This is a genomic window from Candidatus Palauibacter sp., from assembly GCF_965261555.1.
Taxonomy (GTDB): domain Bacteria; phylum Gemmatimonadota; class Gemmatimonadetes; order Palauibacterales; family Palauibacteraceae; genus Palauibacter.
In genome coordinates this window covers 2,901,320-2,915,000 of sequence record NZ_OZ253465.1, presented here as the reverse complement: position 1 = coordinate 2,915,000, position 13,681 = coordinate 2,901,320, and the positions used below count along the sequence as shown (strand labels likewise).

General features: G+C 67.8%; 10 protein-coding genes (1 of these 10 only partly in view). All 10 read left to right on the top strand.

Annotation, left to right across the window (positions count from 1 at the left end):
• A protein-coding gene (gene rnr, locus ACQY5G_RS12635; RefSeq protein WP_428274494.1) for a ribonuclease R crosses the window boundary here: on the top strand, window positions 1-1,573 show its 3' portion. The gene continues 482 nt to the left of window position 1, outside the view; only the last 1,573 of its 2,055 coding nucleotides appear in the window; its start codon lies beyond the left edge, outside the window; its stop codon occupies window positions 1,571-1,573.
• Between the two features lie 107 nt (window positions 1,574-1,680).
• A protein-coding gene (gene prfB, locus ACQY5G_RS12630) for a peptide chain release factor 2 (RefSeq protein WP_428274492.1) occupies window positions 1,681-2,794 on the top strand; the annotation gives its coding sequence in 2 pieces (ribosomal slippage) (window positions 1,681-1,755 and window positions 1,757-2,794; 1,113 coding nt in all).
• Window positions 2,791-4,422, top strand: a complete 1,632-nt coding sequence (gene lysS / locus ACQY5G_RS12625) for a lysine--tRNA ligase (protein WP_428274490.1) — start codon at window positions 2,791-2,793, stop codon at window positions 4,420-4,422. Before prfB ends, lysS begins: the two co-directional genes overlap by 4 nt.
• Window positions 4,419-5,771, top strand: a complete 1,353-nt coding sequence (locus ACQY5G_RS12620; protein WP_428274488.1) for an FtsX-like permease family protein — start codon at window positions 4,419-4,421, stop codon at window positions 5,769-5,771. The genes lysS and ACQY5G_RS12620 overlap by 4 nt, the downstream gene beginning before the upstream one ends.
• Window positions 5,768-6,475, top strand: coding sequence for an ABC transporter ATP-binding protein (locus tag ACQY5G_RS12615; protein WP_428274486.1), 708 nt, complete (start codon window positions 5,768-5,770; stop codon window positions 6,473-6,475). Before ACQY5G_RS12620 ends, ACQY5G_RS12615 begins: the two co-directional genes overlap by 4 nt.
• Before the next feature lie 29 nt (window positions 6,476-6,504).
• Window positions 6,505-6,999: a UvrB/UvrC motif-containing protein gene (locus ACQY5G_RS12610; protein ID WP_420616692.1), complete on the top strand. Its 495-nt coding sequence runs from the start codon at window positions 6,505-6,507 to the stop codon at window positions 6,997-6,999.
• Window positions 6,996-8,087, top strand: a complete 1,092-nt coding sequence (locus ACQY5G_RS12605; RefSeq protein ID WP_428274483.1) for an ATP--guanido phosphotransferase — start codon at window positions 6,996-6,998, stop codon at window positions 8,085-8,087. Before ACQY5G_RS12610 ends, ACQY5G_RS12605 begins: the two co-directional genes overlap by 4 nt.
• 42 nt (window positions 8,088-8,129) lie before the next feature.
• Window positions 8,130-10,619, top strand: coding sequence for an ATP-dependent Clp protease ATP-binding subunit (locus ACQY5G_RS12600; RefSeq protein WP_428274481.1), 2,490 nt, complete (start codon window positions 8,130-8,132; stop codon window positions 10,617-10,619).
• On the top strand, window positions 10,616-13,045 hold the full coding sequence (gene bamA, locus ACQY5G_RS12595; protein ID WP_428274479.1) for an outer membrane protein assembly factor BamA: 2,430 nt from the start codon (window positions 10,616-10,618) through the stop codon (window positions 13,043-13,045). Before ACQY5G_RS12600 ends, bamA begins: the two co-directional genes overlap by 4 nt.
• 18 nt (window positions 13,046-13,063) lie before the next feature.
• Window positions 13,064-13,672: an OmpH family outer membrane protein gene (locus tag ACQY5G_RS12590; RefSeq protein WP_428274477.1), complete on the top strand. Its 609-nt coding sequence runs from the start codon at window positions 13,064-13,066 to the stop codon at window positions 13,670-13,672.
• Window positions 13,673-13,681 lie beyond the last annotated feature (9 nt).

Below are 13,681 nucleotides of genomic sequence, written 5' to 3'. Positions count from 1 at the left end.
CGAGGTCACGGATTGGGGCGAAGAGGGTCCGGGCCCGGCGGGCCGCGTCGAGCGCGTGCTCGGGCCTTCCGGGGACTCCGCGGCGGCGGTGCTCGCGATCCAGGCGGGGTACGGGATCCCCGACGCGTTCCCGGAAGCTGTCGAAGAGGCGGCGACGGCCCTGGCCGCGCGGGGGATCCGACCGGCGGACCTCGAAGGGCGCGAGGATTGTCGGCGTGACCGCGTGGTCACGATCGACCCCGCCGACGCCCGCGACCACGACGACGCGATCTCCATCGAACGGCGCCCCGATGGTGCGCTGCGGATCGGAGTTCACATCGCGGACGTGTCGCACTACGTACGCGAGGGCGACGGGCTCGATGCCGAAGCCTGGGAGCGAGGCACGAGCGTGTACCTCGTCGACCGCGTGCTGCCGATGCTCCCGCACGCGCTGTCGAGCAACCTCTGCTCGCTCGTGCCCGGAGAGGACCGGCTGACGCTGGCCGCCTTCCTCACCGTCGATCGTCGGGGAGGGCTCCGGGGCACGCACTTCGCGCGGGCCGTCATCCGAAGCGCGCACCGGCTCTCCTATGAAGAGGCGCAGGAGGCGTTGGACGGCGAAAGGACCCCGGCGACGGAGCGGGATCCGGGCCTGCGCGAGGATCTTCGGGCGTTGCTCGAGGTGAGCCGGGGCTTCCGTGAACGCCGCAGGGCTCGGGGCAGCCTGGACTTCGACCTGCCGGAGTCCCGGGTCGTGCTCGACGAAGAGGGGGCTCCCATCGACGTGCGGCGACGCGAGCGGTTCGACTCGCACCGGCTCATCGAAGATCTGATGATCGCCGCGAACGAAGCGGTGGCGAACTGGGCGCTCGAGAAGGGGGTGCCCGTCCTCTACCGCATCCACGAGGAGCCGAATCCGGAGAAGCTCGACACGCTGCGTCTCCTGGCGCGCGAATTCGGGCTCTCCTTCCCGCAGCGGAACCCGCGCCCCCGCGACTTCCAGCGCCTGCTCGACGCGGTGAAGGGCAGGGTGGAGGAACCGATCATCTCGGTCCAGGTGCTGAGAAGTCTCGCCAAGGCCCGCTACGAGACACGTAACGAGGGCCATTTCGGGCTCGCTTCGCCGGCGTACCTCCACTTCACCTCGCCCATCCGCCGGTATCCGGACCTCGTCCTCCACCGGCAACTCGCTCGCTGGCTCACGGGACCGGCCCGGGCTCGCGAGATCAGCGGAGAGTGGCTCTCCGCCACGGCCCGGCACGCCTCGGCGCGCGAGGAGAACGCGGCCCGGGCCGAGCGCGATTCGGTGGAACTCAAGAAGGTCGAGTTCATGGGACGGCATGTGGGAGATCACTTCGACGGGACGATCAGCGCCACCGCCCGCTTCGGCTTCTTCGTCCGGCTCGACGCGTTCGACATCGAGGGGCTCGTCCATGTGAGCCGCCTCGCCGGGGACCATTACGTACACGACCGGGCGAAGCACGCGCTCCGTGGCCGTCGTACGCGGAGAAGCTACCGGCTCGGCGACGCCGTGGAGGTTCAGGTCGTCCGCGTGGATCGCGAGGCGCGGCGGGTCGATTTCGACCTGGTGTAATTGTCGTCGCTGAAAGTTCGCCTTCCGCGGGGAAACGTGGTCTATTTACGGCCAGTCATCACACCCCATGCGGACCCGACGCTCGCGCGGAGGGCCTGGAGCCGAGAATGACGGAGCTGGTGAGACAGAAAGAACGCGCCGAGGCGCTGCGCGGCCGGCTCGATGAGCTACGGGGGTATCTTTGAGATCTCCGAGAAGCTGACCCGCATCGGCGAACTCGAGAAGAAGATGGCGGCCCCCGACTTCTGGAACGACCACGAGGGCGCGAAAGAGGTCATCGGAGAGGCCAACCTTCTCAAGAGCTGGACCCGTCCATGGGCGGACTGCTCCGCCCGCGTGGACGATCTGTTCGAGATGACGCTTCTGCTCGAGGACGAGGACGACGCGGAGCTGGAGGCGGAACTCGAAGCGGGACTCGGGCGTGCGGAGGTGGAGGCCGCCCGCCTGGAGTCGCGGAACATGTTGCGGGGCGAGGACGCCCACCGCAGCGCGCTCGTCACGATCAACCCGGGCGCCGGCGGCACGGAGTCGCAGGACTGGGCCCAGATGCTCATGCGCATGTACGTGCGCTGGGCGGAACAGCACGACTACGACGTCGAGGTCATGGATCTCCTTCCGGCCGAGGAAGCAGGGATCAAGTCGGCTACGCTCGATGTGGATGGACAGTTCGCCTACGGGTATCTCTCGGCCGAGCGGGGCGTCCACCGCCTCGTGCGCATCTCTCCCTTCGACTCGCAGCGACGCCGCCACACATCGTTCGCCTCGGTCTTCGTCTATCCGGTCGTGGACGAGGACATTGAAGTCGCGGTCAACGAAGAGGACCTCCGGGTCGACACCTTCCGGGCATCCGGAGCGGGCGGTCAGCACGTGAACAAGACGGACTCCGCCGTGCGGATCACGCACCTCCCGACGGGTATCGTCGTCTCGTGCCAGCAGGAGCGCAGCCAGCACAAGAACAAGTCCAAGGCGATGAAGATGCTGCAGGCGGCCCTCTACCAGCGGGCCGTCGAGGAACGGGAAGCGCGCCGGGCGGAACTGGAGGGGGCGAAGACGCGGATCGAATGGGGCCGACAGATCCGGTCCTACGTCCTGCAGCCCTACAAGATGGTCAAGGACCACCGGACGAACCTCGAGGTCGGCAACGTCGACGCCGTGCTGGACGGCGAGATCGACGGTTTCATCCAGGCGTTTCTCCAGGAATCCGGCAAGACGAACGCATGAACGGCCCCTCGCGCGACTCCGACTCCCCGGGATTCCGGGACGCCGCCCGCTGGTACGCGTCGAAGGACCGGCCGAAGCCCGTAAGGGATCGCTTCGCGAAGCTCGCCCGGCTGCGCGAACTCGGCGTCGAACCCTACGGCCACGCGTTCGACCGTTCCCACGACCTGCGCAGCGTCTTCGCCGCGTTCGAGGAGGCCGAGGCCGCGACCGGAGCGGCGGCGGACGAGGCGACCGACGGGGCGGCGGACGGCGAGGGTCCCCCGGAACTCGGGGGCGTCCGGGTTGCGGGCCGCATCCTCTCCTATCGCAATCTGGGAGGGAGCGCCTTCGCGCACATCGGCGACCGCGACGGGCGGCTTCAGATCCACCTGCGGCGCAACCTCCTGGGCGATGAGGGCTCGGCCCTCATGGATCTGCTCGACCTCGGGGACTGGGTCGGCGTCGAGGGGACCCTCTTCCGGACCCGGCGGGGCGAAGTCACCGTCCGCGCGGAATCCCTCCACCTCCTGACGAAGACCCTCCGTCCGCTTCCGTTCGGGAAGGAGGAGGTCGGCGAGGATGGGCGGCGGGTCGTGCACAGCGGATTCAAGGACCCGGCTTCGCGCTACCGGCAGCGGTACGCGGATCTGGCGGTGAACCCGGAGGTCCGCGAGGTGTTCCGGATCCGGGCCAGGGTCGTCACGGAACTCCGCCGCTGGCTCGATGCGCGGGGCTTCCTCGAGGTGGAGACTCCGATCCTGCAGCCGCTCTACGGCGGCGCCCTCGCCCGGCCGTTCTCCACCTACCACCACCGGCTCGACCGGAAGATGTTCCTGCGGATCGCGGACGAACTCTACCTGAAACGGCTCATCGTCGGGAACCTCGACCGGGTGTACGAGATCGGGCACGACTTCCGGAACGAGGGGATCGACCGCACGCACAACCCCGAGTTCACGATGCTCGAGTTGTACTCCGCGTTCGCCGACTACGAGGAGGTGATGGAGCTCACGGAGATGATGCTCGGCGACGTCGCGCGGGAGGTGATGGGGACGACGCGCTTCGAGTACGACGGGACGGTCGTCGACCTCGCCGCACCCTGGACCCGTATCCGCTGGGATGACGCGTTCTTGGAGGCTACGGGGCTCGATCCGCGGCGGGCGGCGGAGGAGGAGCTCCGCGCCCTCGCGAAGGAGACCGGGCGCGCCGACGCGGACGAACTTTCCCGCGTCCAGCTTCTGGACACGCTGTTCTCGGATCGGGTCGAAGGCCGGATCACGGACCCGGTCTTCGTGTACGGTCACCCGATCGAGATGAGCCCGCTCGCCAAACCGATGCGGGGAGAGCCGGAGTACGCCGAGCGGTTCGAGGTCATCGTGTGCGGTTTCGAGCTCGTGAACGCGTTCAGCGAACTCAACGACCCGGCGGAGCAGTGGAACCGGTTCGCGGCGCAACAACGCCTGAGGGAAGCCGGCGACCAGGAGGCGATGGAGATCGACGAAGACTACGTGCGGGCGCTGGAATACGGACTGCCGCCGACCGGCGGGTTCGGGCTCGGGGTCGACCGCCTCGTGATGCTGTTCACCGGGCAGACATCGATTCGCGACGTCGTCCTCTTTCCCATCCTGCGTCCCGAGGAAGGACGCTCATGAGCCGGGGACGGGGGCGTTTCGAACGGTTCGTCGCCCGGCGGTATCTGCGCGGGACCGGGCGTCGCACGTCCGTGTTCGGCGTATTCCGGGCCTTCGGCCGCTTTCTCCGCCGGCCATGGCAACCCCTCGCGGGGGCCGGCTCCGTGGACGAAAAGGACTCCAGGCTCGTCACCTTCATCTCGAGTCTCGCCGTGGGGGGCGTCGCCGTCGGCGTGATGGCCCTCATCGTCGTGATCGGCGTCCTCAACGGCCTCCAGGAGAGCCTCAGGGACCGGATCCTGAGCGGCGGGCCGCATGCGCACGTGATGGAACTCGACAACGGCTTCCAGATGGACGACTGGGAGACGGTGCTGGACCGGGTCCGACAGGACGAGGATGTGATCGCGGCCTCCCCGTTCGCCTTCAACAAGGTCATCCTCACCCAGGAGGGCGACCGTTACAACGAATCCGTCGTGCTGCGCGGGATCCCGAACGACCCGGAGGGGATGCGGATCGCCGGGCTCATGGAGCACCTCATCATCGGGGAGCCGCCCTTCGGCCCGACCGAATCCGGAAACCCGGGCATCGTCGTGGGACGCGGCCTCGCGCAAAAGATGGGTCTCTACCAGGGGAAGGTCATCGTCGCGGCGTCCACCCGGGACGCGACGCTCTCGGCCGCGGGGCTTTCGGCCGCGCTGCGGCGCTTCGAGGTCACGGGGATCTTCCAGACGGGTCTCTACCAGTACGACGACGAGCTTGCGATGGCCCCGCTCGCGGAGACGCAGACCCTGTTCGGACTCGGCGAGGCCGTGACCGGGATCGAGTTCGACGTGAGCGACCCGTGGGACGCGACGGAAGTGTCCGCGAGGCTGGAAGAGGCGCTCGGCTGGCCCTACCGGGTGGAGGGCTGGCAGGAACTCAACCGGAGCCTCTTCTCCGCGCTGCGACTCGAGAAGCTCGGCATGGCCGTCGTCCTCATCCTCATCGTCCTCGTCGCTTCGTTCAACATCGTCTCGACGCTGGTGATGATGGTCGCGGACCGGACGCGCGAGATCGGGATCCTCCGCTCGATGGGGGTGACGTCGCGGGGCGTCGGCAAGGTCTTCACCAACATGGGGCTCTTCATCGGTGTCGTCGGCACCACGCTAGGGGCCACGCTCGGCGCCCTCCTCGCCTGGGCGCTGACCCGCTACGAGTTCATCACGCTCCCCAGCGACGTCTACTTCATCGACCGGCTCCCCATCTCGCTCGCGCCGCTCGATGTCACGCTGATCGTCCTCGGATCGCTGCTCATCTCCTACCTCGCCACGATCTATCCGGCGCGAAAGGCCGCGGCGCTCGCGCCGGTCGACGCGATCCGACACGAATGACGGCGGACCGGGAGGCGGACGCGCCGTCCGCGGTGCGAGCGGCGGGGGTCGTCCGGACGTTTCCGAGCCCGGATGGCGGTCTCCTCCCCGTTCTGAAGGGGATCGACCTGACCGTGGACGCCGGAGACGCCCTCGCCATCGTGGGTCCGAGTGGGTCCGGGAAGTCCACGCTGCTACATTTGCTCGGCGCCCTCGACCGGCCGACCGCGGGAGATGTCTGGCTGGGGGGCGAACGGGTGTCGGAACTCGAAGGGGAACGGCTGGCCGAACTCAGGAACCGGTTCGTCGGCTTCGTCTTCCAGTTCCATCACCTGCTGCGCGACTTCACGGCGCTCGAGAACGTGATGCTGCCCCGGTTGATCGCCGGGGCGTCGCGGGAGGAGGCCCGGGACCGGGCCGCGGAGCTGCTGGCGCGGGTGGGGCTGGCGGAACGGGCGAGCCACCGGCCGCGCCGGCTCTCCGGCGGCGAACAGCAGCGGGTCGCGGTGGCACGGGCGTTGGCGAACGCGCCGCCGCTCGTGCTGGCGGACGAGCCGTCCGGAAACCTGGACGCCGAGGCGACGCTGCGCCTGCACGATCTGCTGTTCGAGCTCGTGGACGGGCACGGGGCGGCGCTGGTTGTCGTGACGCACAGCCGCGAACTGGCGCGACGCGCGAGTCGGGTGCTCCGCATCGAGAGCGGCGCACTCGTCACCGCGCGGTGAAGCGCCGGGCGAGGTAACGGAGAAACGGGATGGACTGCGAGAACTGCGGGGAACGCAAGGCGACGATCACGCTTACGGAGATTGAGAACAACGAGATGCGCACGCTCAATCTCTGTTCGACCTGCGCGACGTTGAAAGGCGTGGCGGCCGGCGGCGGATCCGCCCCCATGGCGGACCTGCTCGCGCACCTCGGCGGGAGCGCCGGGGACAACCTGTTCGACGAGGCCGGCGGGGCTTGCGAGTACTGCGGCACCGGGGCCGGCGACTTCCGCAAGTCGGGGCGGCTGGGGTGTCCGCAGTGCTACGCGCAGTTCCACCGCCAGCTCCGTGCGCTCCTCCGCCGCATTCACGGCTCCTCGCAGCACATGGGCAAGGTGTACGTCAGCACGGCTCCGGACGCGGACCCCGAGCAGCTTCGCCTCTCCACCCTCAAGCGACGGCTCGAGCGCGCCGTGGAGATCGAGGACTTCGAATCCGCGGCGGACCTCAGAGACGCGATCCACGCGCTGACGGAGGTCTCGTGACCGACGGGTCGGCAGGCGCACCGCTCATGGAAACGCACGGTCTCGACTGGCTGGATGAAGAGGGCCCCGATGGCGACATCGTCGTCTCGAGTCGCGTACGCCTCGCCCGCAACCTCCAGGGATATTCGTTCTCCGCGCACGCCACCGGGGAGGAACGCGAGGCCCTGCTCGAGAAGGCGCGGGCCGCGACAGAGGCCGCGGGCGTGCTCGAAGAGGTCGATTTCTGGGAGATTTCGCGCCTCGACCCCGTGGACCGCCTCCTCCTGCTCGAACGACGGCTGGTAAGCAAGGAACTCATCGGCGGACCCGAAACCGGACCTCGCCGCGGCTCGGGTCTCGCCCTGTCCCGGACGCGCGCGCTCGGGATGATGGTGAACGAGGAAGATCACCTCCGGCTGCAGACGCTGCGCGGCGGCTTCCAGCTCGCGGCCGCCTGGCGCGACCTCGATCAGCTCGACGAGGAGATCGGGGCCCGCCTTCCGTACGCCTTCCACCAGGAGTTCGGCTTCCTGACCTCGTGTCCGACCAATGTGGGGACCGGGCTGCGGGCCTCCGTCTTCATCCACCTCCCCGGTCTCGTCCTCACCCGTCAGATCCGCAAGGTGCTGGAAGGGATGGGGCAACTCGGCGTCACCTACCGGGGTCTATACGGAGAGGGTTCGAGGATCGTCGGGAACCTGTTCCAGATCTCGAACCAGACGACCCTGGGCAAGACCGAGGAGGATCTGATCGACCAGCTCGAACGCCTGGTCGGCCGCGTCATCGGCTACGAGAAGCAGGCGCGCGCCGTCCTGCTGCGAGAGGCGCCGAACGTGCTCGAGGACAAGGTCTGGCGAGCCTACGGGATTCTGTGCCACGCGAGAAGCCTGCCCTTCGAGGAGATGATGAACCTCCTCTCCGGGGTCCGTCTCGGCATCTCGCTGAAACTTCTGAAAACACCCCGGGTAGATGTGATCGGCCGCATGATGATCCACGCCCAGACCGCGCATCTCGCGCGCGCGGCGGGGCGCCGGCTCGACGAGGCGGATGCGGACGCGTTCCGCGCGAGCTACGTTCGAAGAGCCTTGAATGACGCGGGATCGCACTGAGTCGCGCTGCCGGCCGTTTCGTCGACGCCACATGAGGCTCGGATGAACTACAACTTCACGGACCGTGTTCGAAAAGTGCTCGCCATGGCGCGTGAAGAGGCCATCCGCCTCAAGCACGACTACGTGGGCACGGAGCACATCCTCCTCGGCCTGATTCGTGAAGGCGAGGGCGTCGCCTCCGCGGTCCTGGCCAACCTGTCCGCCGACCTCGACGAGTTGAAGCGGCTCGTGGAGGGGAACATCCGGACGGGGAAGAGCAGTTCGTCGATCGGCGAGCTCCCCTACACGACGCAGGCGAAGAACGTTCTCGAGCACGCGATGGCGGAGACGGAGGAACTCAATCACACCTACGTGGGGACGGAGCACCTTCTGCTCGGTCTCCTCCGCCAGGAGAAGGGGCTCGCGGCAAAGGTGCTCGGAGAGGCCGGAATCGGGCTCGACAGCGCGCGGGCCGAGACGCTGAAGCTGCTCGGGACGGACATGCCGGCCGGCGGCACGCCCGCCGCGGCCTCCGTTTCCGATCCCGCGAGTGCGTCGGGCACGAAGGGAGACAAGAAGTCGAAGACCCCGGCGCTGGACCATTTCTGCCGCGATCTCACGCAGCTCGCGAGGCAGGGGAAGCTCGATCCTACGATCGGACGGCTGGGCGAGATCGAGCGCATGATGGAGGTCCTCTCGCGCCGCAAGAAGAACAACCCCGTGCTCATCGGCGAGCCGGGGGTGGGCAAGACGGCGATCGTCGAAGGTCTCGCCCAGGCCATCCAGCGGGGCGACGTGCCCGACAGCCTGAAGCGGCACCGCGTCCTTGCGCTCGATATGGCGGCGGTCATCGCCGGCACGAAGTACCGGGGCCAGTTCGAGGAGCGCCTCAAGGCGATCGTGAACGAGACCTCGCAGGCGAAAGGCGTCATCCTCTTCATCGATGAGCTGCACACGCTCGTCGGCGCAGGAGCGGCGGAAGGCGCGATCGACGCGTCGAACATGCTCAAGCCCGCCCTCTCCCGGGGGGAGCTGCAGTGCGTGGGAGCCTCCACGCTGAACGAGTACCGGAAGTACATCGAGAAGGACGGGGCCCTGGAACGTCGCTTCCAGACCGTGATCGTCGAAGCTCCGACCATCGACGAGACCGTCGAGATCCTCCAGGGTCTCCGAAAGTACTACGAGGATCATCACAACGTGGAGATCCCGGACACCTCGCTCTCCGCCGCCGCCCGGCTGGCGGAACGCTACATCACGGACCGCTTTCTCCCGGACAAGGCGATCGACGTGATCGATGAAGCCGGGGCGCGGTCGAGGCTCGCCGCGCAGGTGCCGCCCGCCGAGGTGCAGGAGTTCCACACGAAGCTGGAAGAACTCGCGGAGTGGAAGGACGCCGCGATCAGCGACCAGGACTTCGAGCGCGCCGCCTACCTGAGAGACCGCGAGAAGGAGGTCCAGGAGGAGATCAAGCGCCGGCGCGACGAATGGGAGCGGGCGCGGGCCGAGTTCCGCCCGACGGTCGACGAGGACGACATCGCCTTCATCGTGGGCCGCTGGACGGGGATTCCCGTGACGCGGCTGAGGGAGGCGGAGACGGACCGCCTGCTCCGCATGGAGGACGAACTGCACGAGAGCGTCGTCGGGCAGGACGAGGCGATCGAGGCGGTGAGCCGTGCGATCCGCCGCGGGCGGGCAGGCCTGAAGGATCCCGACCGGCCGATCGGAAGCTTCATCTTCTGTGGTCCGACCGGGGTCGGGAAAACCGAGCTGGCGCGGGCTCTGGCGCGCTTCCTCTTCGCCGAGGAAAGCGCGCTCGTGCGCGTCGACATGTCGGAGTACATGGAGAAATTCTCCGTGAGCCGTCTCATCGGCGCGCCGCCGGGCTACGTCGGCTACGAGGAATCCGGTGCGCTCACGAAGGCCATCCGGCGGAGGCCGTACAGCGTCGTCCTGCTCGACGAGATCGAGAAGGCGCATCCCGACATCTTCAACATCCTGCTCCAGGTCCTCGACGAGGGTCGCCTCACGGACAACTACGGTCGGGTCATCGACTTCAAGAACACCGTCGTCATCATGACATCGAACGTCGGGAGCCGTGACATCGGCAGCTCGACCCGCGTGGGCTTCACGGAAGAAGCGAGCGGGATCGACTACGAGCGGATCCGGGAACGCGTCTCGGACGAAATCGACCGGGTGTTCACGCCCGAGTTCCTGAACCGGGTCGAGGAGACGATCGTCTTCCACCCGCTGTCGAAGGAGCAACTCGGCAAGATCGTGCACATCCAGCTCCGGGAGGTACAGAAGCGCCTCGCGGAGGAGAGGCTCGAACTCGAGCTCACCGATGCGGCGATCCGTTTCCTGGTGGACCGCGGCTACGACGAGAAGTTCGGGGCGCGCCCGCTCAAGCGGACGATTCAGCGGCACGTCGAGGATGCGCTCTCCGAGCGGATCCTGATGGCCGATTTCGAGCCCGGCGATCAGATCCGAGTCGACATCGCCGAAGATGAGGACAGCCTGGTGTTCGCCACGCCCACGACTTCCTCGGCGAAATGAACCGCCGGCGGCCGCTCGCCAGCGCGGCGGGCGGACTGGGGCTGACGGGCCTGATCCTCGGGCTCGCCGCGGTGGAGCCTGCGGCGGCGCAGATTCAGCTCGACCAGTCATCCGTCCGCGTCGATTCGGTCGTGGTCGTGGGGAATCAGCGCCACACCGCGAACATCATCATCACCCGAAGCGGCCTTCGCGCGGGCAACGTCGTGCGCCAGCCCCAGATCCAGGACGCGATCCGGCGCCTCTTCAGCTCCGGAGACTTCTCCGATGTCGAGATCGGGGTGGCGGAGTCGGACGATCCCGAGCGCGGCGTCTTCTACATCCGGGTGGAGGAACGGCCCTACATCACCCAGTACGCCTTCCGCGGACTGGAACGGGTGGACGAAGACGTCATCCGCGACACCGTCGGCCTCGCGAACAACAGTCCGCTCGACCCCAGCCGGATCGGGCGGGCGCGCGTCACGGTCCTCGAACTGTTGTCCAACGAAGGGTTTCCGACCGCGAGCGTGGATACGCTCATCCGCCCGGACGCTGCGTTTCCCTCGGACTTTCTCGTCGTGTTCGACGTGGACGAAGGGCCGCGGCTCGGGGTTACGGCGATCACCTTCGACGGGAACGACGCGTTCACGGACGCGGAACTCCGGGCGGCGATGGCGACGGACGAGGAGGGGTTCTTCTGGTTCGATTCGGGCGAACTCAAGAAGGATGAGTTCCGGCGCGACCTGACGGAGCGACTCCCGGACTTCTACCGCGCGAACGGTTTTCTCGACTTCGAGGTGCTCGGGGACACGGTCATATCGGACCGCGTCACCGGGAAGGGCCGGATCGAGATCCGCGTCGCGGAGGGCGACCAGTATCTGCTCGAGGACCTTCGAATCACGGGGAACCGCGCCTTCCCGCTCGCGACGATCGAGCCGATCGTGCGCCGGGACCAGCACGAGCCCGAAGGGGACGAGACCTATCCTCCCTTCAACTTCACCGCCTTCTACGCTTCGCCGGCAGACCTCGGAGACCTCTACCGGAACAACGGATACCTTGCCTCCCGCGTCACGCCGGATGTGCGGCGCGTGGACGTCCCCGAGGGCGAGCCGCCGCGCGTCACGGCCCACCTCGTCATCCAGGAGGGCGCACGGAGCTATATCCGGGAGATCGCGATCGAGGGGAACACGGCCACGCACGACCGCGTCATCCGGAACCGCCTGCTCATCTTCCCCGGAGACGTGTACTCGCAGGAACGCCTGATCCAGTCGTTCCAGAACATCCAGGGGCTGAACTTCTTCGAGCCGCTGCCGCCGGACGAGGCGATCGACATCCGCCCGCGCCCGGACGGGGACATCGACATCTCGCTGCGCGTGCAGGAGAAGCAGACGGGGACGATGAACTTCGGGATCACCGCGTCCGGCTACACCGGACTCGCGGGGTTCATCGGCTATTCGCAGCCGAACCTCTTCGGACTCGCGAAGACGGGGAGCATCCGCTGGATCTTCGGCCGCCGGCAGCGGGACCTCGACCTCACCTACTCCGACCCGGAACTCCTGGGAAGCCACTACTCCGCCAACGCCACCTTCCGGGACTCGCGGGACCAGTTCACCGGCTTCAGCCTCGGGGACCGCCGCCAGAGGGGCGGGCTGACCGAGGTCGGCATCCCCATCTTCGGGATCCGAAACACGCGCGTCTTCGTGGGCTACTCGCTCTTCAACGACGAGGTGCGGGGGCTCGACACGACGAACGCGATCGGGAGGCGGCAATCGCTCTTCACCGGTCTGCGGTCCACGCTCTCGGGGCGTCTGGTCCAGGACAGCCGGAACAATCCCCTGTTCGCGACGGCGGGCGCCCGGAACCAGCTCGCGTTCCGGCAGACCGGGGGCGTTCTCGGGGGCGACGGGAACTACCAGAAGCTCGACCTGACAAGCGAGTGGTTCGTGCCGGTGGGCCGGCTCGGCGGGGGCCCCGGGAGCACGAGTCCGCCCATCGAACTCACCTTCGGCCTCAGCTTCGAGGCGGGGCTCATCCTGGGCAAAAATCCGTTCTTCACCGAGCGCTACTACGCGGGGGGCACCCAGGCGGGGATTCAGCTGCGAGGATACGACGAGGCCTCGATCACCCCGTCGGGGCACATCCCGGATGACGCCCCCTTCAGCGACCTCGACCGCGTGGGAGAATCGTTCTTCCGGACCGGCGTGACTTTCGGGATCAAGCTTACGAGCAGCATCTTCATGAGTGCCTTCATGGACGCCGGGAACGTCTGGCTGGACGACAGCCAGCTCAACCCGACGGACCTTCTGGTGGGGGCGGGGATCGGCGCGAGTCTCGTGACGCCCTTCGGTCCCCTGGGACTCGACTACGCATACGGATTCGATCGGCGCGATGTCCTGGGCCGGCCGGATCCGGGTTGGCAGTTGCACTTCAAGTTCGGACGTGTGTTCTGAACCGAGAGGGATACCGACATGAACTGGATCCACGGGGGCGCAAGGCCGGCCGTGATGCGCGCGCTGGCGCTTGGCTCGCTGATCGCGGGCCCTTTGGCCGGCCAGGAACTGCCGGGGGCGCCCGCGGCGCTGGAGGTGGTCCCGCTGCCCCCTGAGGGGACGCCGATCGTCTACGTGAACACGCAGGCCATCCTTCCCGTCGCACCCGGCGCCGACTCGGCGGGTGCCGCGTTTCAGCGCGTGTCCAACGAGTTCGAAGGCGAACTCGATGCCTTCGCGGCGGAGATCGACTCTCTCATCGGGGCGTACCAGCAGCAGCAGTCGCTGCTCGACCCGGCGGGACGCCAGCAGAAGGAGCAGGAGATCCGTGACAAGCAACAGGAGGCGGCCACGCGGCAGCAGGAACTGAACGTGGAACTCGATCGGCGTCGCGCGGCACTGCTCGAACCGATCGTCGTGCGCGTGAACGAGGTGATCGAGGAGATCCGCGCGGAAAACAGCTACTCGATCGTGCTCGACATCGCCGCGGGCGTCGTGGCGGCGGACACCTCCCTCGACATCACCACCTCGGTGCTCGATCGTCTCGGGGTCGACCTCGCCGACCTCTCGGCCCTGCCCGGCGGCTAGTATCCGGCG

Excerpts from the sequence above, each read along its gene's own strand:
- lysS (WP_428274490.1), top strand. The coding sequence starts at position 2,791 with ATGAACGGCCCCTCGCGCGACTCCGACTCCCCGGGATTCCGGGACGCC.
- ACQY5G_RS12620 (WP_428274488.1), top strand. The coding sequence starts at position 4,419 with ATGAGCCGGGGACGGGGGCGTTTCGAACGGTTCGTCGCCCGGCGGTAT.
- ACQY5G_RS12615 (WP_428274486.1), top strand. The coding sequence starts at position 5,768 with ATGACGGCGGACCGGGAGGCGGACGCGCCGTCCGCGGTGCGAGCGGCG.
- ACQY5G_RS12610 (WP_420616692.1), top strand. The coding sequence starts at position 6,505 with ATGGACTGCGAGAACTGCGGGGAACGCAAGGCGACGATCACGCTTACG.
- ACQY5G_RS12600 (WP_428274481.1), top strand. The coding sequence starts at position 8,130 with ATGAACTACAACTTCACGGACCGTGTTCGAAAAGTGCTCGCCATGGCG.
- bamA (WP_428274479.1), top strand. The coding sequence starts at position 10,616 with ATGAACCGCCGGCGGCCGCTCGCCAGCGCGGCGGGCGGACTGGGGCTG.
- ACQY5G_RS12590 (WP_428274477.1), top strand. The coding sequence starts at position 13,064 with ATGAACTGGATCCACGGGGGCGCAAGGCCGGCCGTGATGCGCGCGCTG.